Annotated in this window: 18 protein-coding genes and 1 riboswitch; of the genes, 6 read left to right on the plus strand and 12 right to left on the minus strand. The window is 46.3% G+C overall.

The window, feature by feature from the left end; all coding sequences use genetic code 11:
* Nucleotides 1-5 precede the first annotated feature (5 nt).
* The 7 genes from BLV33_RS30435 to metA all read right to left on the minus strand — a co-directional run bounded on the left by BLV33_RS30435 (nucleotide 6) and on the right by metA (nucleotide 8,754).
* Nucleotides 6-665 (minus strand): 3D domain-containing protein, encoded by a 660-nt coding sequence (locus BLV33_RS30435; protein ID WP_090791391.1) that lies wholly within the window; start codon nucleotides 663-665, stop codon nucleotides 6-8.
* Nucleotides 666-866: 201 nt separating this feature from the next.
* Nucleotides 867-2,801 carry a threonine--tRNA ligase gene (thrS, locus tag BLV33_RS11985; RefSeq protein ID WP_090791393.1) on the minus strand — a complete coding sequence of 645 codons (1,935 nt, stop codon included), beginning with the start codon at nucleotides 2,799-2,801 and terminating at the stop codon, nucleotides 867-869.
* Between the two features lie 340 nt (nucleotides 2,802-3,141).
* Nucleotides 3,142-4,044 (minus strand): putative sporulation protein YtxC, encoded by a 903-nt coding sequence (locus BLV33_RS11990; RefSeq protein ID WP_253187050.1) that lies wholly within the window; start codon nucleotides 4,042-4,044, stop codon nucleotides 3,142-3,144.
* Between the two features lie 185 nt (nucleotides 4,045-4,229).
* Nucleotides 4,230-5,366, minus strand: coding sequence for a cyclic dehypoxanthinyl futalosine synthase (mqnC, locus tag BLV33_RS11995; RefSeq protein WP_090791395.1), 1,137 nt, complete (start codon nucleotides 5,364-5,366; stop codon nucleotides 4,230-4,232).
* Between the two features lie 77 nt (nucleotides 5,367-5,443).
* Nucleotides 5,444-6,634, minus strand: coding sequence for a trans-sulfuration enzyme family protein (locus BLV33_RS12000; RefSeq protein ID WP_090791397.1), 1,191 nt, complete (start codon nucleotides 6,632-6,634; stop codon nucleotides 5,444-5,446).
* Nucleotides 6,634-7,800: an aminotransferase class I/II-fold pyridoxal phosphate-dependent enzyme gene (locus BLV33_RS12005; RefSeq protein ID WP_090798887.1), complete on the minus strand. Its 1,167-nt coding sequence runs from the start codon at nucleotides 7,798-7,800 to the stop codon at nucleotides 6,634-6,636. Before BLV33_RS12005 ends, BLV33_RS12000 begins: the two co-directional genes overlap by 1 nt.
* Before the next feature lie 42 nt (nucleotides 7,801-7,842).
* Nucleotides 7,843-8,754, minus strand: coding sequence for a homoserine O-acetyltransferase MetA (gene metA / locus BLV33_RS12010; RefSeq protein ID WP_090791400.1), 912 nt, complete (start codon nucleotides 8,752-8,754; stop codon nucleotides 7,843-7,845).
* A gap of 85 nt (nucleotides 8,755-8,839) precedes the next feature.
* Nucleotides 8,840-8,970, minus strand: a riboswitch (SAM riboswitch).
* A gap of 293 nt (nucleotides 8,971-9,263) precedes the next feature.
* On the opposite strand from metA, the gene corA reads away from it, so the two are divergent.
* Complete coding sequence (gene corA, locus BLV33_RS12015) at nucleotides 9,264-10,199, plus strand: magnesium/cobalt transporter CorA (RefSeq protein ID WP_090791402.1); 936 nt, start codon at nucleotides 9,264-9,266, stop codon at nucleotides 10,197-10,199.
* 14 nt (nucleotides 10,200-10,213) lie between these two features.
* Here the strand turns inward: corA and BLV33_RS12020 are convergent, their stop codons facing one another.
* The 3 genes from BLV33_RS12020 to BLV33_RS12030 all read right to left on the minus strand — a co-directional run bounded on the left by BLV33_RS12020 (nucleotide 10,214) and on the right by BLV33_RS12030 (nucleotide 11,622).
* Complete coding sequence (locus BLV33_RS12020; protein ID WP_090791404.1) at nucleotides 10,214-10,516, minus strand: hypothetical protein; 303 nt, start codon at nucleotides 10,514-10,516, stop codon at nucleotides 10,214-10,216.
* Between the two features lie 106 nt (nucleotides 10,517-10,622).
* On the minus strand, nucleotides 10,623-11,300 hold the full coding sequence (locus tag BLV33_RS12025) for an HRDC domain-containing protein (RefSeq protein WP_090791406.1): 678 nt from the start codon (nucleotides 11,298-11,300) through the stop codon (nucleotides 10,623-10,625).
* A complete protein-coding gene (locus BLV33_RS12030) occupies nucleotides 11,251-11,622 on the minus strand; it encodes a hypothetical protein (RefSeq protein WP_090791408.1) in 372 nt (123 codons plus the stop codon). The genes BLV33_RS12025 and BLV33_RS12030 overlap by 50 nt, the downstream gene beginning before the upstream one ends.
* A gap of 196 nt (nucleotides 11,623-11,818) precedes the next feature.
* Between BLV33_RS12030 and BLV33_RS12035 the strand changes: the two genes are divergently transcribed.
* The 5 genes from BLV33_RS12035 (at nucleotide 11,819) to BLV33_RS12055 (ending at nucleotide 15,303) form a co-directional block, all read left to right on the plus strand.
* Nucleotides 11,819-12,112 (plus strand): DUF3055 domain-containing protein, encoded by a 294-nt coding sequence (locus BLV33_RS12035; RefSeq protein ID WP_090791410.1) that lies wholly within the window; start codon nucleotides 11,819-11,821, stop codon nucleotides 12,110-12,112.
* A gap of 43 nt (nucleotides 12,113-12,155) precedes the next feature.
* The gene (locus BLV33_RS12040; RefSeq protein ID WP_090791412.1) at nucleotides 12,156-12,428 is read left to right on the plus strand and encodes a hypothetical protein; all 273 of its coding nucleotides are present in this window, start codon (nucleotides 12,156-12,158) and stop codon (nucleotides 12,426-12,428) included.
* A 132-nt stretch (nucleotides 12,429-12,560) separates the two neighbouring features.
* Nucleotides 12,561-12,872: an ArsR/SmtB family transcription factor gene (locus tag BLV33_RS12045; protein ID WP_090791414.1), complete on the plus strand. Its 312-nt coding sequence runs from the start codon at nucleotides 12,561-12,563 to the stop codon at nucleotides 12,870-12,872.
* 134 nt (nucleotides 12,873-13,006) lie between these two features.
* Nucleotides 13,007-14,032 carry an EthD domain-containing protein gene (locus BLV33_RS12050; RefSeq protein ID WP_090791417.1) on the plus strand — a complete coding sequence of 342 codons (1,026 nt, stop codon included), beginning with the start codon at nucleotides 13,007-13,009 and terminating at the stop codon, nucleotides 14,030-14,032.
* A 68-nt stretch (nucleotides 14,033-14,100) separates the two neighbouring features.
* Nucleotides 14,101-15,303, plus strand: a complete 1,203-nt coding sequence (locus BLV33_RS12055) for an MFS transporter (RefSeq protein ID WP_090791420.1) — start codon at nucleotides 14,101-14,103, stop codon at nucleotides 15,301-15,303.
* Nucleotides 15,304-15,316: 13 nt separating this feature from the next.
* Here the strand turns inward: BLV33_RS12055 and BLV33_RS12060 are convergent, their stop codons facing one another.
* The gene (locus BLV33_RS12060) at nucleotides 15,317-16,258 is read right to left on the minus strand and encodes a 5'-3' exonuclease (RefSeq protein WP_090791422.1); all 942 of its coding nucleotides are present in this window, start codon (nucleotides 16,256-16,258) and stop codon (nucleotides 15,317-15,319) included.
* Between the two features lie 53 nt (nucleotides 16,259-16,311).
* The gene (locus BLV33_RS12065; RefSeq protein WP_253187051.1) at nucleotides 16,312-19,587 is read right to left on the minus strand and encodes a glycosyltransferase family 39 protein; all 3,276 of its coding nucleotides are present in this window, start codon (nucleotides 19,585-19,587) and stop codon (nucleotides 16,312-16,314) included.
* Nucleotides 19,588-19,658 lie beyond the last annotated feature (71 nt).

Raw genomic sequence — 19,658 nt, forward strand, 5'->3', positions numbered from 1 at the left:
GACTTTTATTCTTTCCCAAAGGCAGGCTTCAATACTTCTTTTTTCAATTGATTCCAAATTCCTTCGTTAATAATCCCGGTTCCTTCTTTTACGACAAATACCTTCACGGTTTTCTTGCCCCATTGTTCGTAGACTTGATTTTTTGTATTAAAATAGAGATCAATTTTTTTCCCTTTGATGGCGCTGCCCGTATCAGCTACAACCCCGTAGCCGTAACCCGGAATAAACAGTACCGTTCCAAGTGGGAATACCTTCGGATCCGCTGCAATGGTGGACAAAGCTTTGCCATCCCGAACCACTTTAAGACCGGAAAAGGTGATGCCATACTCAGGGTGACCCGGATTTTTACCGGTCGATTCTTTCCCGGCCGAATATCCGGTAGCCACTACTTCAACAGCAGAGTATTTGGTTAAATCTCCATCCAGATTAGGAATGAATTGATAATTACTTTTTGAATCCTGCAGCGGCTTGACGGCAGCGGATACTTTTTCGGAATTATCGCGAAATACATTTGATTTGGGTTGGTTCAATAAAGCATTATATGTTGAGGGACTTTGCTCGAAATGGTGCACTCCAGCTCTACCCGGTCCGAAAAAGGCGGCACAAATCATAAATATGATGAACAATACAAACAATTTGGTGTTACTAATTCTAATAGGCAACATTGATCGTTGACCTCCCTATTACAGAAGGTTGTCCAGATTTGATTGCCCTTATACAAGGATAAACGGCTACGCCGTCCTAAATGACGAGCGCGTTTGTCGAGGTTGATGCGAAGCAAGATAAGTTTAGAAAAACTTATACTTTCTTATCAACACAACAAAAAGCACTATCCGAAGATAGTGCCCGGGTGATTCTAAACCTTTTTACTGCTTCAAGCGAATCTCTTCCTGAATCGTGGCGATGACGCTGTCTACCGGATGAGTACCCAGATCGCCTTGGCCGCGTTTACGAATCGACAACGAATCGGAGCTCACTTCATTCTCTCCCACAACCAGCATGAATGGAATTTTCTCAAGCTGGGCTTCGCGAATTTTGTAGCCGAGCTTCTCATTGCGGTTGTCTGCCTCGACTCGGATACCGGCCATTTTCAGACGCTCAGTCACATCATTCGAGAAAGCTTCAAAGGCTGGCGATACTGGTATGACTTTGGCTTGAACCGGCATGAGCCAGGTTGGAAGCGCACCTGTAAAGTTTTCCAGCAGGTAGGCTGTCATGCGTTCCATGGTGCTGATAATCCCTCTATGAATTACGACTGGACGATGCTTTTGGCCATCTTCGCCTACATACTCAAGCTCGAAGCGTTCCGGCAGGAGGAAGTCCAGCTGAACAGTGGATAAAGTTTCTTCCTTTTTCAAAGCAGTCCTGATTTGCACGTCCAGCTTAGGGCCGTAGAAAGCCGCTTCACCTTCCGCTTCATAAAACGGCAGATCCATTTCCTCCACAACCTCACGGAGCATACGCTGGGACATTTCCCACATGGCATCGTTTTGAAAATATTTTTCAGTATCCTTGGGATCGCGATAGGACAATCGGAAACGGTAATCGGTAATGCCGAAATCTTTATATACCTCACGAATCAAAGTCACAACACGTGCGAATTCATCCTTGATCTGATCCGGACGACAGAAGATGTGAGCATCATTCAAGGTCATGGCACGCACGCGGTGAAGACCTGTCAAGGCTCCTGACATTTCATAACGATGCATGGTGCCAAGCTCCGCAATACGTATTGGAAGATCCCTGTAGCTGCGCATATCAGCCTTATAGACCATCATGTGATGCGGACAGTTCATGGGGCGAAGAACGAGCTCTTCATTATCCATGATCATCTTGGGAAACATATCTTCATGGTAGTGGTCCCAGTGTCCGGACGTTTTGTAAAGCTCCACGTTGGCAAGCACAGGAGTATACACATGTTGATATCCCAGCCGCTCCTCAAGATCAACGATATAACGCTCCATGGTGCGGCGTACCTTTGCTCCGTTAGGCAGCCAAAGCGGCAAGCCCTGTCCCACCTCACGGGAAAAAGCGAACATTTTCAGCTCTCTGCCCAGTTTACGATGATCACGCTTTTTGGCTTCTTCCAGCAAATGCAGATGCTCATCCAGCTGTGCCTTCTTTGGAAAGGCAGTGCCGTAAATGCGCTGAAGCATCTTGTTCTTGGCATCTCCGCGCCAGTAAGCACCCGCGATGCTAAGAAGCTTGAAGGCTTTGATTCTCCCTGTCGAAGGCAGATGCGGACCTCTGCATAGATCAAAAAACTCGCCCTGCTCGTAAATGGTGATAACGGAGCTCTCCGGCAATTCCCGGATCAGCTCAAGCTTAAGAGGGTCATCGAGATCGGCGAAAATGCGAAGTGCTTCTTCACGTTCCACGACACGACGATTGATCGGAAGATTTTCCTGCACAATGCGATCCATTTCCTTTTCAATTTTGCCCAAATCTTCAGGCGTTAGTGAAGTCTCCAAATCGACGTCATAATAAAACCCATCTTCGATTACAGGTCCAATCCCAAGCTTCACGGCATTCGTGCCGTAAATCCGTTTAAGCGCCTGGGCCATCAAATGGGCTGTGCTGTGACGGTAAATCTCCAGACCCGCTTCGCTGTCAAGCGTCAATATTTCCACATCGGCATCCTGCTCGATTGCAAAGGATAGATCCACAGGCTTGCCATTCACCTTGCCGGCAATGGCATTCTTCCTCAGCCCAGACGAAATCGCCTCCGCTACTTGTTCGATGGTTGTGCCATAAGCAAACTCTCTTACTGCGCCATCGGGTAATTTTACTTGTACAACCATATGAATTCCTCCCATAATTTTTTTTGAACGCAAAAAACACACGTCATCCCAAAAGGGACGAGTGCGTTCAGCTCGTGGTTCCACCCTAGTTCGATCCGCTCCAATCATACAAGCGAATCCTCATCAGCATTCTTTAACGGAAATGATCCGGTATTGTTTACTTTGGGCCTTGAAACATTTCCCTAACCCAGTTCCACTATACAGCTACAAAGGGGTAAATATACCGTTTCACTGAAGGAGATTTCAGCCAAGTCTCCTATCTCTGGGCAGTTACTATCCGTACATTCATGTCTTTGGTCCAGCGCCTTCGTACTCATTATAAAGGTCGCTCCCTCTCAGGTCAAGGGTAGAGATGATCCTTAATCCCGATTTCACCCAAGTAAGCTTGGCAATCCCTGCAATATGAGCATAGGACTGTCCTGCCTTCGAAGATTTGACTGATCGTTTTTATGATGAGCAAATCAGGCTCCCTCGTATGAATCCGGATCGTCGCCGGTGCCACCGCAATTAAAGTGCTGACGACCATATCTTCAAAATTAATGTCCTTATCGAGTACCTCCAGCTTGAAGGTGGCATCGAGCTCCTTTAGCTCAATCAGTTCAAACCGATCATTAAAGATCAGGAACTCACTTCCTCCTTTATGAATCAAATGAGCCGAGGGAGTTTTGCTTTCCTGCATATATACAAAATACTGAAGCAAGGAAATGAATTCCTGATACTGCCGGTCCAGCATGCTTTCATCAATGGCTACTTCTACCAGAACTCTTAGCTCCTCAACATACTCCTGCAAGCGAAACCGAACAAAGCCCTCCACCACCATGAGGGGGTGTTCTTTGAAATATTGTATGATTTGCTCGGTCACATAAGCCTGTCTGCGATCCAATAAGGAGGAAATGGTGGACAAGGGTGCCTTGCTGCCATCCAAAAACTGCTTGCAGTATTGCTGGACACTGTGAATATCCGTATCTGTGAGCGGCTGAAATTCCCTTTTAATCAGCTCCGCAAGAACCACCGAGTCCATAACATGAATCATATATTCAGCCAAAATAGAGCAAACCGTTACTTCCACAGTATCCGGCACACTCAGTTGAACAATCGAAAATTGCTCATAGATACTGCTTGTTAGTTGTAAATCGATTGCATCTTTATGTACTGCGACAAGCTTTTGCTCCAATGAAACAATCCAATCATCCGGAGACTGCCGAGCCGGGTTCTTCATCACTATGGTCAATGACTTTGTCATGGAAGGTACTCCTTTCGAATAACCGGGTATATCCTTTTCTCCCTAAACCAAGTATATGGTCGATTAGAAACAGATATACAACGTAACCTTTTCCATTTGGTCTATCGCCCGTCCGGCAACAGAAAAAGCTCTTCGTCCCTCAAATTCAGGAAGGAACGAAGAGCTTTTTGTTGTGAACATCCGCTCTAATTTTGCATGACAAAGTCGTTTGTGATCACTTCGGACTCATCTTCAAACATACGCAAGGTTTGGTACTTGGTGTTGCGCTGAGCTGGAATTTTACCCGCTTCTCGGATCAGCTTCAGGGTTGAGGTGATGTTCACCTTGTAGGTCGTTCCCGCTGCTGAAACTACGTTTTCTTCGATCATCGTGCTGCCGAAATCATTACAGCCGTATTGAAGCGTCTGCTTGCCAATTTCCGGACCCATGGTGACCCATGAGGATTGGAAATTAGGAATGTTATCCAGCATGATGCGGCTAATGGCCAGCGTCTTCAAGTATTCCTCTGGCTTCACCTTATCTGCTTTCAAGTTCGTATTGTCTGGTTGGAAGGTCCATGGGATAAAGGCAAGGAAACCTGGTGTATTCAGCTTCTGCAGCTTAACATCATCTTGCGCATCACGGATACGCAGCAGATGAAGCGCACGCTCTTCCATGGATTCGCCAAAGCCGATAACCATGGTACCCGTCGTGTGCATGCCAAGTTTATGTGCCGTCTGCATCACTTCGATCCAATCGCGCCAAGAGCCTTTCAAACGGCTGATTTTTCTGCGAGTGCGGTCATCGAGGATCTCGGCGCCTCCGCCCGGAAGGGAATCGAGGCCGGCGTCTCTCAGCTCGCGCACGATCTCTTGAAGCGATAAGCCGCCAGAAACATCTTTCATCTTCATAATCTCTGCCGGAGAAAAAGAATGCATAGTGATTGTGAAGCGTTTCTTGATTTCTCTCAGCAAATTGGTGTAATAGCTGAAAGGCAGATCGGGGTTTGTACCGCCCTGCATTAAAATTTCGGTGCCGCCAACATCTATGGTTTCTTGAATCTTGTTGAAAATAGTCTCATCCGGCAGGATGTACCCTTCGCTAGAACCCGGCGGTCTGTAAAAAGCGCAAAACTTACAGTACACATCACAGATATTCGTATAGTTAATATTTCTGCCTATGACAAATGTTGTAATCGGGTCGGGATGCCATTTTTGCATAATCAGATTAGCCGTATGGCCCATTTTCTCTATTTGATCGGATTCGAACAAGGTGATACATTCTTCTACATCTATTCGTCCACCTGCAAGTGATTTTTGCAAGATACCATCCACATTTGACATCCTGACAGCTCCTTTTGTTTAACGATTGTTTCTTCCATCGTACCATATTCGGTACATGTCGTCACGACAAAAGGATTCTACTTGCTGCTTACACTCTGAAGTGCCTGCTCCAGATCTTGAATAATATCTTCCACATCCTCTAACCCTACTGAGTAACGGACAAGGCCATCGGTTATGCCTCTCTGAAGCCTGACATCCCTAGGCATTGCTGCATGAGACATCATGGCGGGATAGGACAAGATGCTCTCAACGGCTCCAAGGCTCACAGCGACCAAAGGGATCTTCACTTTGGCCATAAGCTGTTTGGCGCGTTCTCCTGAACCAACATCAAACGAAACAACAGCTCCGTAGCCAAGGGATTGCTTCTCATGAATCTCCCGTCCCGGGTGGTTAGCCAATCCCGGGTAGTACACGGAGTCGATGCCTGAATGCACGGATAACCACTGTGCAAGCCGGCGGGCTCCTTTTTCTGAGACATCCATCCGGGCTTGCAGTGTCTTCATACCTCTGATAAGCAGCCAGGAATCCTGCACCCCAAGTACGTTGCCCAAGCCGTTTTGAATTTGCTTCATCCTGCGGCCCAAGCTTTCGTTTGCGGTTACGGCAAGGCCTGCAAGCAGGTCACTGTGGCCTCCGAGGAATTTGGTCGCGCTGTGCAGCACAATATCAATGCCGTACTCAATGGGCCGTTGATGGTAAGGGGTCATGAATGTGTTGTCCAGCATGGTCAGCAATTCATGCTCTTTAGCCCAGTCGGCAACCGCACGGATATCTGTGATTTTAAGAGTTGGATTCGACGGCGTTTCAATAAAAACAGCTTTCGTGTTCGGCTTCAAGGCTGCCTTCATTTGATCCAGATCAGTCATATCCACGAAGGTGGTCTCTATGCTCATACGGTTTAAAATCGTCGTTAAAAGCCGATACGTACCACCATAGACATCTTCCGTACAGATGATATGATCACCGCTGGAAAGCAGCATAAACGCAGAGGAAATGGCCGCCATCCCGGAGGAAAAAGCGAACCCCCTCGCCCCGCCTTCAAGCTTGGCTATGTAATCCTCCAGAGCCTGCCGAGTCGGATTTCCGGAACGCGTATAATCGTATTCCGGCGGATTGTCTAAAGAAAAATGATGAAAAGTAGATGCTTGATATAAGGGAACGCTGGAGGCTCCAGTCGCTTTGTCAATTTCCGCTCCGAAATGGATCAATCGGGTTGCGAATTTGGCTTCTTCTTGCTTAAGGTCCTCATTGTCATGTTTGTTGGCCATTATTTGGGTTCACCTTCCAGTTCCGCTCCAGCCAAATCCAGTGCATGGCCCAGATCTTCGATTAAATCATCGATGTGCTCAATCCCTACGGAAAAGCGCAAGAGACGATCATCCACGCCAATTTTTTGGCGAATTTCAAGCGGAATATCGGCGTGTGTCTGCACGGCAGGATAAGTCATCAGGGATTCGACGCCGCCCAAGCTTTCTGCAAAAGCGATCAGCTGAATATGGCGAAGAATGGGCTCAACGAGTCTCGCATCCTGCACTTTAAAGGAGAAAATCCCGGTATTTCCGCTGGATTGTTTATTTTGAATCGCAAAGCCCGGATGATTCTCCAGAGCAGGGTAATACACTTCTGCAATGAGCGGGTGTGTGAGCAAAAACTTCGCTAATGCAGTCGCATTAAATTCATGCCGTTCCATACGAAGGGCTAATGTCTTCATACCTCTCATCAGCAGCCAGCTATCTTGAGGTCCAAGTACGGCTCCAATGGAGTTGTGCAAAATGGCCATCTGCTCGGAAAGCTCTTTCCCCTTGGTCACGATCAGTCCGGCAAGCACATCATTATGTCCACCCAGGTATTTCGTGGCGCTATGAATGATAATATCCGCACCCAGCTCAATAGGGCGTTGCAAGAATGGGGTCAGCAGTGTGTTATCGACAATGCTCACGATTCCTTTATTGCGAGCCCAAGTACAAACCAGCTCAAGGTCAGTTACCATCATAAGCGGATTAGTTGGTGTTTCAACGACAATTCCTTTGGTATTTGGCTTGGCAGCTGCTTCAAGGGCATCCATGTCGTTCGTATCGACATAGGTCGCGGTCACTCCAAATCTCGACATGATCTTCTCCAGCAAACGATAAGTGCCTCCATACAGATCAAGTGAAACAATCAGATGGTCGCCATGGCTGAACATCGCAAAGATCGTTTGCAGTGCGGCCATGCCTGATGAGCAGGCAAATCCCTGATCTCCGGATTCAAGCTGAGCAATGGCTTGTTCAAGGATGGCCCGGGTAGGGTTCTTGGTCCGCGAATAATCAAAGCCTGTGCTCTGCCCGAGCTTGGGGTGACGAAATGCGGTGGACTGATAAATCGGAAAGCTGACGGCTCCGGTATCTGGATCGGACTGGGAGCCAATCTGGGCGAGATGACTTTCTATTTTCATAATCAATGCGCCTGCCTCTCTATAATAATAATCATGAAATCACTAAATACTAAAATCATAAGGGGTTTCCTGGTACACATAATAATTGAGCCAATTCGAGAACAGCAGGTTGGCATGAGCTCGCCAGGTGATGTAAGGAGCTTTGGTTGGATCGTCATTGGGATAATAATTTTTGGGAACGGCGATCTCAAGCCCTTTATTGATGTCGCGGTCATATTCCCACTTGAGCGTATGCCCGTCATATTCCGAATGTCCTGTCACAAAAATATGCTTGCCGTCCTTCGTTGCCGCGATATAAACGCCAGCCTCTGATGATTCCGAAAGTATTTCCAGATCCTTATGCTTCTGAATGTCCTCTTTGCGCACTTCCGTGTGTCGGGACTGGGGAACGAAGAAAACCTCGTCAAACCCGCGCAGCAGCTTGGTATTCACTACCTCTACCGAATGCGGGAACACACCAAACATTTTCTCTTCAAGCGGGTATTTGGGCACTCCAAAATGGTGATATAACCCGGCTTGCGCTGCCCAACAAATATGCAGGGTAGATGTCACATTGGCCTTGGTCCAATCCAGGATTTCCTGAAGCTCTTCCCAGTAATGCACATCCTTGAAATCCATTTGTTCAACCGGGGCGCCGGTGATGATCATTCCGTCCATTTTTTGATCCTTGATATCATCAAAGGTTTTATAGAACGTCTCCAGATGCTCGGCGGAGGTGTTCTTGGATAGGTGTGTTTTAGGATGTAAAAGCACAAATTCCACCTGCAAGGGAGTATTCCCGATCAACCGCAGAAGCTGTGTCTCCGTTGTTTCTTTGGTCGGCATCAGGTTCAGTAACGCTATGCGCAAGGGGCGAATATCCTGATGATAGGCAACGGATTCATCCATGGTGAAAATATTCTCTTGATTCAGTATTTCTTTAGCCGGCAGATTGTCTGGAATTTTAATCGGCATCTCACTCACTCCTTCAAATCGATTGAAAACAAAAAATAGCCCTCTCAATAGAGAAAGGCCATTCCTAATAAACAGTCAATGTCCTCTCTCATCTCTCAGAAACAACGCCATAAACGCGCCTCTGCAAGAATTAGCACCGTTCATTCCTTTGCATCCAAAGGATTGTCGGTTGCCGGGTATCATCGGGCTAGTCCCTCCACCTACTCTTGATAAGAAAAGTCTGTATTCTTTGTATTTAATAATACAACAAATTGATCTGATGTCAATAATTCCTGCTTAATTTTGATCCTTGAAGAATACAAATTGAGGTTTATACTAGACAAGCAAGTATGGGATCTTATCAACGAATAAAGGGGGGAACACGCATGGACGGGGAACCGAGGAGTAGAAGCTTAATCAAAGCATTACAAATTCATAAAGTCGGAATGCTGCCGGTACTCTATTCATGCGTGTCTTCTTAAGATACGCCGAGTTTCGGCTGCTTCCAATCCACAAAGGAGTGGAGACAGGTGAAAGCACGGTGGGTTCAGGACGGCGTATTTACATTGATTGAAGATATTAGCGTCACGCTGACACCTCCCGAAAGCGGTTTTTATTGGATTGATGCAGGCATTGAGGATTTGGAAGTACTCCAGCCTTTGTTTCATCTGCATGATCTGGCCGTAGAGGATTGTTTAAGCGAGGAAGAACAGCGACCTAAGATTGAGATTTATGATTCACACTATTTTGTAGTTATAAACAGCATACGATTTGATGATGAGGAGATATTTCTCCGTGCACTGAATATATTTCTAGGCAAGCATTTCATTATAACGGTTACTCGTCAAAAGATTAGAGAAATTCGTGCGCTCAAGCCTTTTCTCTGGGAAGAGGAAGTGAACAGCGCAGACCGATTCCTGTACCATTTAGTCGATCTCGTGGTCGATAACTATGTTGCTGTAGGCGACCGGATTGAGGATAAGATTGAGAAGCTGGAAGAAGATATCCTGATGAGGACGAAGAAATCGCATTTGAACGAGATCATCGGACTGCGCGGGGAAATCCTGTGGCTGAAGAAGGTGCTCGTTCCGCAGCGCGATGTCATCGCTACGCTCAACAAGAAGGAACTGCGGCTCATCAGCCATCAGCTGCAAAAATATTTCGGCGACATTCACGAAAATGCAGTGAAAATCGTCGACACGTTTGATACGCTGCGCGACTTGATGGGCAACTTGCGAGAAGCCTATCAGTCCAGCGTCGCTAACCGAGCGAACGAAATCATGAGGGTGTTCACGGCGCTCACGACGATCTTTATGCCGCTCACCTTCATTACCGGCGTATTCGGGATGAACTTTGATAATATTCTGGGCCTGCATTTTGCCCACGGTGATGAGATTGTGATAGCTTTTATGGTCTTTCTAGGTATCGGCATGTACGTGTTTTTTCGCAAAAAAGAGTGGCTCTGAGAGTCACTCTTTTTTTAAGGTTTAGGTATGGTCATCTCGGCGACTTGAACCATGGTTACGTCCAAATCGGTTTCAATCAGTTTTATACGTCGATCTAGCTTCTTGAAGTTCACGTCTGTTTCACTGCGGAAGGTGTGCAGGATATCCTTGGTTTCTCCCAGATCCTCTTTCACTTCTTTGATTTCGGCTCTCACTTCTTTGAGTTCGGCTCTCACTTCTTTCATATCGCTCGATAATTCCTCAACACGAGCATTCGTATTTCCGACCATTTGAATTAGAGTACCGATCATATCCTCGAGTCTTTGGAAATCACTCATTTCACACTCACCTCTTGATCATTATAGCATATGTTGCTAGAAAACATTGCTAGATTTTACGACAAAGGAGCGGCTGAGAGCCGCTCCTTTCCAGTTCCGCCGCAGCTTAGCTGGCGCGGGAATTCATGCTTTCCTTTTCCTTGCGGAAACGCAGACGAAGCAGGCGCAGCCATTCATAGGCGCGGTCCAAATCCTTATCTTTGAGCTCATTAGCGGCAAAGATACGGTGGAGTACAGGCTTCAAATAACGGTCGCCTTCGGTTTCAAAAGCGTTCCAGGCTTTGATCTGATCCTCCTCCGATATCGCAGCTAGCTCAGCCTCCACCAACGGCTCCATATCGTAGCCTTCTCGCTCCAGTTCCTCTATCCAAAGCAGCAAATCTCTGCGCTGCATCGATAGACCTGCCTGCAGGCTATCCAAGCTAGCTCCTCCGGCAACCATCTCCAGCAGCTTGCGCTTGTTTGTCTCCTTGTCGAGCTCCACCCGTACTTTTTGTTCCTTTTGCTCAAGGACCCATGCCTCAAACTTGTTCATATCGATCGACCGGGTCACCCAATCCAGCGGGAAACTCGTTTCTCTCTGAAGCTCGCCTGTCAGCTTCAAAATATCCGTGCCGTACATGGCTGTTTTTTGCTCACCGAATCCGGGGATCTGCAATAGCTCCTCCATAGACTGTGGAAGGAAAGCGGAAATGATCCGCAGCACACGGTTTGTTGCTAATATAAAAGGTGCTTTACCTTCCCTTGAAGCTTGTTCCCTTCTCCACTTTCTCAGGCCCCTCATTGGGATTCAGCTCACTGTAGTAATAAAGCATCTGCGTCAGTTTGGCTTTACCTGATAATCCTTGTGAGGCGTCCCACTCACCATTTACCAAAGGACGAAATCCTTGACGGATCTTGTCCTTCAGCCCGAGGCGAAATGCGGTCAACAGCTCGTCCCAGCTTACGCCTTGATACCAACTGTCTTGCAGCACCTTGCCGCTCTCACCAGCCTCGCTCCAAAACACGTTCCATACCCCTTGCTCCTCACCGATGGTGACTTGTGCCGATTTCACTCTGTCCTCCTCAACCTGCTTCTCCAGGGTGTTCAAAAATACGACGTTCATTCCATTCCTCCTAGTGGAAATATAGCTTCAGAAAACAAAAAGCACCCCTCCTACGATGACGTCGGAGAGGTGCTTCCTCTTTCTAAATTATCCAAATGATACCATAAAATCCATAGTCATTGCAACACGTTTTTATTTTGTTCGCCAACATTTTCAGGTATACTGAAGAAACAGGATAAGGATGGAGGAACAAGGCATGTCTGATTTTGATTATTTATATGACCATACGGAGGAAACCTCGACCCGTTTTGTTTGTTTTGTAGGGGAGAGCTTGCGCCGCTTTGATATAGCGATCATGTCATCAACTCGTTATTATGGAAAAAAATTGGTGATTGACCTGCAGTCAGGACGCAGCGCAGTCATCGGGCCGGATGATTTGGAAGCAGAAGGCTATCTGGAATATGCGTTCAAAATTAATGAAGAAGAAGCTCAGGAGCTGGAAAGCTTTTTGTCGCAGGTTATCGGAAGCGTAAATTTCACGGATATTTAACCACCCTTTGAGGAAGACTGGAAAAAGCGAGGAGGCTGTTTCTATGACCAAAGATGGTTTTATGGATGAGAAGCGTGATGAATTTACAGATGTGTCAACGGTTGAATCACAACGTAATGATTTAACGGCGGAAGAATTCCCGGAAGGACCTTACGGTTCAGCCATAGAGGCGGAATTTTTGGGCAAAAGCACTCCTTGGCGCAGAGATCAACGGCCGCCTAATTCCTTTACCTATGAAAATCGCGAATTTCATGCCGGCAGGCCGCGGGAATATCCAGGTGACCATCCATTACACAATGATGACAAAGAAGAGTAGATACAAATTGAAGTCAGTCTAACCTCCACGGACGCGGCTGGCTTTTTCCATTCCGGAATCATCATTTATCTAAAATACACATGGTTCAGTTCTTAATATTGACATATCTAGAAATATAGATATAATAAAAGTATGAAAAACATGATGATATTTAAAGTATTGTCCAATGAAGCCCGACGTCAAATTTTAGAATGGCTAAAGCATCCTGAAGAAAATTTCGATCCTCAACTATACTTACCTAAAGACGCCGACTTCAAAGGGGGGATTTGCGTCGGCAGTATTCAGACTAAATCCGGATTAACGCAATCTGTCGTTTCAAGCTATTTGTCGATGATGCAGAAAGCTGATCTTTTAGAATCCAGACGTTACGGTCAATGGACTTACTATCGGAGAAATGAAAAAACGATACGTGAATTTACTGAATACATTCAAAATGAATTATAGGCTTGCCTGAAATCTTGGCAAGATCCTATAATTTTGTTTTACACTAGTTAATCTATATTTTCAGATATATAGATATATGTATCGATTCCAACATTAAGGCTAAATTAAAATAACACGAGGGAGGCAGCAAAAGCATGAACCATCGAAAACCACACGAGGTTGAACATTCCCATCGCCAGCCTTATCTGACTAACTACCATTCAAACCGGAATCCATTAACGGTTTTAGCATCATTATTATCTCGCGCAGACAACTCGCCGCTGAGTCAACGCCGCCGCGATCCGAACAACCTTCTTGATAGTGAAGGTAATGTAATAACAGATCCCGCCGAGTCATCGCACAATCTTGCTTTAACGTCCGATCCAAATATCAGTTATGAAAAATGGGCAGAGTATTGGCGCAAAGTTCACGGTCCCCGCTTTATCTATGCACAAGATACTGAAGATGGGAAGATTCGACAGCTTATTCGTTATGATCAGGTACACCGCTTTTCCGGTGGACCAACTAATTTCACCGCACCTCCCTACATGGCCCCAACCGACGAAACTGGCGAACTGTTCGATACGGTCATCGGCCACATTCCGGAATATAGACGACCGCAATGGGATGGCATGGCCTACCTCGCTTTTGAGACGCCAGAGGAGCTGAAAGCCGTTTTAAGCCAAGAGAACCTCCAGACGAAAATTCTTCCTGAAGACCAGGCAATCTTTCGGGAGTTGGCTCCTGTTGTTTCGATGGAACACATTATATTGCCTAGCGTAACGCAGCGAGACCCGATCCTGCTGGTGAAAACTCATCGTAAACAAGAAGGAATGAGTCGGTTGGAGTTTCAGGAGTACTGGCTCCACCAACATGCGGATCTTGTCCTTGCGAAGCTCGCGACACATAAATATGTAAAGCGTTACGCGCAGCTGCATAATGTAGGTCCGATATCGGAAGGAGAGCCATTTTGGCATCGAGCAGGAAGTCAAATTGATGGAATAACAATCATGGCATTTGCCAATATAAACGATGTGGAAGATTTTCTGATGACGATTGATTATAAAGAAATAGAAGCGGATGAACACCGGGTCACCGATCCGGAAAAATCTGAATATTGGACTGCGTTGAACTACAATGTAGTTAACCGTGTTTATCCTGAACACGCAACGAGAGGGTAGCCCCTACAGCTGAGTCCTAATTTCGATAAAACCGCTAGTCGTTAGATTGCAAGAAAGGAATAGATATTATGGGAGATAGAGATAGGATTACCCTTGGACTTACCTTGGTCTTGGCCGTAGCTACTGGCTTATCGATCGCAAATATTTACTATAATCAACCCCTGCTGGGCGTAATAGCAAAAAGTTTCGGGGCTGACAGTAGTGGCAGTGTCAACTTCTTACCCGCCGCTACGCAACTTGGTTATGCGTTGGGGCTAGTTGTTCTTGTTCCGCTGGGGGATGCTTTTGATCGACGTGGTTTGATTTTATGGCAAACGGTGGGACTCGTTCTCTCACTTGCTGCGGCCGCATTCGCATCTTCCCCGTTACAACTTATCTTGTCATCCATTGCCGTTGGCGTAACCGCAACGATTGCACAGCAAATTATTCCGCTTGCAGCAGAATTGGCTCCGCCGGAAGAACGCGGCCGCGTGGTAGGAACGGTCATGAGCGGCTTGCTAACGGGTATTTTGTTGGCCAGAACCATAAGCGGTTTTGTAGGCAAATACTTTAGTTGGCGCGTTATGTACTTTTTAGGTGCGATTGTCGCTGTAATAATTGGGGTGATGCTTTTCATAAGTTTGCCACGTCGGAGACCGGAGAATAGGCACTCTTACAAACATTTGATGCTTTCTCTTGTAAAACTGGTTCGTTCTTATCCCGAGCTTCGATGGGCAGTCATTACCCAAGGATCCCTTTTTGCTAGTTTTTCCGCCTTTTGGGCAACTTTAGCGCTCTTGCTGCAAAGCCCCCCATACTATCTCGGCAGTGACGTGGCCGGTCTTTTTGGAATCATTGGATTGGCGGGAATATTGGCTGCTCCACTGGCTGGACGAATTGCCGATAAACGCGGCACGGGCGGTATTATAGGTCTGAGCGCTTTATTAGTGCTGGCAGGATTTATACTTTTTGCAGTTTTTCCTGCCATTCCGGGATTAAGCTTGGGTATCGTTCTGCTGGATGTGGGGGTTCAAATGGCGATGGTTTCCAACCAATCGGTAATTTTCGCTTTGGAGCCTGGGGCGCGCAACCGTATCAATACCATCTATATGACGGGATTGTTTCTTTTTGGTGCAATTGGATCAGCCGCGGGTAGTGCCGCGTGGAATACAATAGGTTGGATTGGTGTCAGCAGTTTGGGTTTGGTACTCGCCGCATTCTCATTTCTTTCCCATCATTTGAATAGACGTCGTGCTAGGGTTAAAAGCCTACTTAAACAGAATGAATTATAAAAGAAAATAATCTTTATTGATCCATTTTTGATGTAGCGACTTCCTGAAATGAGATCAAGAGCTGGTCAACTTTCTCTTCGGCTTCACCGAGTATTTTAACAAGACCGCCAAACTCAAGCTCTTCGAATTTTCGCGCGGCCGCTTCTTTTTGTAAATTCCAGATACAATCAGCAAGATAACACTCAACAGGCGCATCAAGGCGAATACGAGCCAAATCTCGGGATAGTTGAAGCATTTCGATATCCAGATCAATCTTGGCTTTCACGCTTTTGGGCAGCAAGTGCAAGCTCTCAAGCACGCCTTCGACCGACTTGTATTCAAGAATCAGCTTTAAGGCCGTCTTTTCACCGATTCCTCGTACTCCCGGATAATTATCGCTGGTATCCCCCATAAAAGCTTTTAAATCAATGACCTGCTGAGGAGTCAGTTGTTTCTCTGTCCATAATGTATCGAGGTCATATACGGCATAATTAAGCTTGCCCTTTTTCATGATAATGACCTTAATTCGCTCGGAAACCAGCTGCAGCATATCGTGGTCTCCCGTCAAGATGAGCACTTCCGTATCTGTTCCAAAACGGCTGCCCAAGGTACCGATACAGTCATCGGCTTCAAAACCGGCAATGCCAATGTTCGGCACTCCCATTTCCTGCACAACTTCTTTGACTAATTCGAATTGGGGAATTAATTCTTCCGGAGCCGCACCTCGATTAGCTTTGTACTGATCGTACTGCTCAGTTCGAAACGTAGTGCTCCCCATATCCCAGCAGCAAACGACGTGTGTAGGTTTAAAGGTTTGAATCGCATCGAAAAAATATTGAATGAAGCCATATACCGCATTGGTCGGTATGCCTGCTTTGGTTTTACGGATAAACCCGCTGTAGGATGTGGCATAAAAAGCTCTGAACAAAAGAGCCATACCATCGACTAATAATACTTTATTCTCTATACCTGACAAGGTTTATGCCTCCCATACACACTAAAACTTTAATAGAATTATACCATAGTTTTCTAGAAGTAGTTCCATCCCGGCAGCCAACGTAGCCAGAACGAATAAGTTTTGGGAATGACCATTCCGGACAACAAAGGATAAAAGATAACGAACATGAGAAGGACACCGCCCAGATACACATATACCCAGCTTTTATGCTGTGGACGTTGTTCTATAAATTCCTTGAGATACCAAGTTAAAATGAGAATCATAAAAGGCACCATGGCAAAATAATGGTAGATAAAAGTCAACCTCGGCACGAGCACCCATGGCAGGTATTGTGAACAATAGGCGACGAGCAGAACACCCAGCCTGCGATCCATGCTGCGGAAAGCCATATAGAACGAGACCAGCACAGCGATAAAGCCAGGCCACCAAATGAGCGGATTGCCGAAGGAAATGATGCTCGACAGCTTGCCTTCCGGCATGAAATGCGCCTGATAATACCAGATCGGTCGCAGCATGAGCGGCCATTCAAACCATTTGGAGGAAAACGGATGTGTCGCTTGCAGATTTTTATGGTATTCATAGATGTGCTTTTGATAAGTGATAACATCCTTCCAGCCATGGCCAGGACCGGGCACCATCATGAAAGGAATGTAGGACAAGAAATAGATGATCGCGGGAATGATAATGAACATGACGATGCACCAAAGCAGAGTAAGCAAGGTATACCTCGGGAAAACACGCACGATTCGCTGAAGCTGAAGGCGCTCTTCTTCGAAAAGAAGAGGCTGTACGGCAGTTGGCTCCAACGGTGGGAGTGATTCTGCGGCTATCTCAGATGCAGCAGGTTCCGACAGATTGACGGTATCAGTCGATACTGTTTGCAGCTGCTCCATAGCTTCATCGTGCCGCAGACTGCGGTGTGCTTTGTGGTACTCTCGATACCGCACGATCAACACAAAAAATAGCAGTGCGGCCAATCCCGCCCCTCCATAAATGACAATCCATTTGGAGGCAGCTCCTATACCAAAGAAAAGACCGGATAAACTTAACGGAACAAGTGTTTTACGCAGTGAAACTTTGTAGAAGCTGACCGAAATGTAACGGTACATATAATAAAACATCAGCATAATGAAAAACACGCCGTATACATCAATAGTTGAAATCCGGGTCTGGGCAAAATGCATAAAATCAAAGGCCATCAGGAAGCTTGCGATAAACGCATATTCGGATTTGCCGAACATTCTTTTGGCGAAAACGTACATGATTGGAAGCATGCCTACGCCGAAGAGTGTACCGACAATTCTCCAGCCAAAGGGATTGAGTCCAAACAGCCAGATGCCCAAGGAAATGAAAATTTTACCGAGCGGGGGATGCGTACTCTCATAGGGCTCGATCTTGTGAAGATGCTCATAAGCTGTTCGGGCATGATAAATCTCATCAAAATAACTACCCTCCATATAGGTCGGCGTGTAGGGAACCACTTCCTGCTCGTCGAAAACATTCTCAGGTTTACCTAGTGTGCTGCTCGTGCTGTCCAAGGATTTAAGACTGCGAATAGGCAGCGGTTTATCTCCGTTTTCTCCGTAAATCCCAACCTCATGAAGATAAAATCCAGTTGTGTCCGTAACAATTTTTACATAACGGGCATGCTGATTCGGTTCTGCCGTGTTCCAAGTGAACACTTTGGTATGGTCGGATTTCACGATAGTCTGATTTTTCCAATCCTGACCATCCATCGAGAACCAATACGAATAAGCGCCTTCCCCTACTCCGGCAAAGCTGTTTATTCGCGAAAGCGTATGCGGCTCCCCGAGATCCACCACAATGGCCTCACCCGCCGATCCAGGCTTCCAGTACGTCTCAGGATCCTGATGTCCGCCGAGATGATACAAGGCAATAATCGTATAAACCAGCACCAAGCCACCTAGATAAAGAGCATCTTTTTTCTTAAAAAAACGACCTGGTTCCGGCTCAGGTTCTGGTAACGGGTAGCGCTTCTTTTTTGGCAATGGGGATATATTCTTCGCATCTGAAGTTTCTAGAGGACCCGGCATCGCTTCAGCAAAGTCTGATTCGGCTTGAAGCGTGGACTTCACCCTCGCAAAGAGCTTCCAACCCAGCCAAGCCGCATAGACAAGCAGCAGTACATTAACAGCCGAAACACCCAGCATCAAGCTATCATTTCGGGGGATATGATAATGCTTGTCCAAGCTGCGGATGAAAACATCGGCCACATTGATTGCATGAGTGACGCTAAAGCCAATAAAAAGCCCAAGAATTCGCCGGTCTCGGATATACAGGAAGCTCGCAAGAGCAAGCAGTAAACCGTAATAAAGGTAGCGCTCATGCATTTTGGTTGTACACATGAAAACAGCTGTAATAAATAAGAAGCTTATGTAGAAAAGCGCGCCAGGCTTGCCTTTGCCTTTGGCATAAAGCAAACAGGCGTACAGCAGCGAGACAGCCATCAGGACCCAGCCCAGCAACGAGTAAGGCACTCCAAATACTTTTTCCGAATTATCGATAAAATTCCCGCCGAGCAGCGCGAATAAGTTGAACGCATTTAATGAAGCGTAATTATAAGAGGCCAAGGTGTTAAAATAAAGCTCGAACAGCCATGTATATCCCTGGCCCAGTGTAAAAGGAATCGTCATCACCACGATCGTCACCAAGCCGGTTATGAGGCATTTCACCAGAAGCTTCCCATTTCTGCGATTCAGCACATCAATCAAAATAAAAGGACCAAACAACAAGGCCTGCGGCTTAAGCAAGATAGCCAAGGCAAGAACAGCGGAAGCGTCAACAAATTTACCCTTTTGCTGCAGGAGAAAGCTCCACAGCATAAATAACATGAAGAAGGCGTCAACCTGCCCCCACAGAGTGGAATTGAGCCATACAGCCGGATTGAATACATAGATAGCGGCGATTCCAAGACTTTGTGCTTTGTTCAAATGGCCCTGATCGCGCGCGATTTGGTAAAGCAAATAAGAAAGCAGGAGATCTGCCAGCATAGCAGGAAATTTGAGAATGATCAAGGACAGGCCGGAGCCCCACTGCAGGTCCAAAGCATGATGGATAAATCCGATTAAATAAAGAACATACATATAACCCGGCGGATAATCCAAAAAGTAGTTCTTGTCCGCATAGAGCCCGAAAAGTCCATTTGTAAAAGCGTGGCTGGACCAAGCCATAAAGGTGTTAACATCTGTATCATATCCGGTCCAAATGGGTGCCAGTACGAGCCTTAGCAGCAAGCCTGAGAGTAACAATAACCAAATTTCGAATGTATCCCGGTGCTTCTTTTTTGAATCAAGCTGTTGACTCGTATGACTTAAAAAGCTGAACATGCAAAGATCTTCCTTCCCCTGGATGGCTATTCCTATTATAACTGCGACTTCCATCCAAATACAATAATGGG

Origin of the sequence: Paenibacillus sp. GP183 (genome assembly GCF_900104695.1) — a bacterium.
Classification (GTDB): domain Bacteria; phylum Bacillota; class Bacilli; order Paenibacillales; family NBRC-103111; genus Paenibacillus_AI.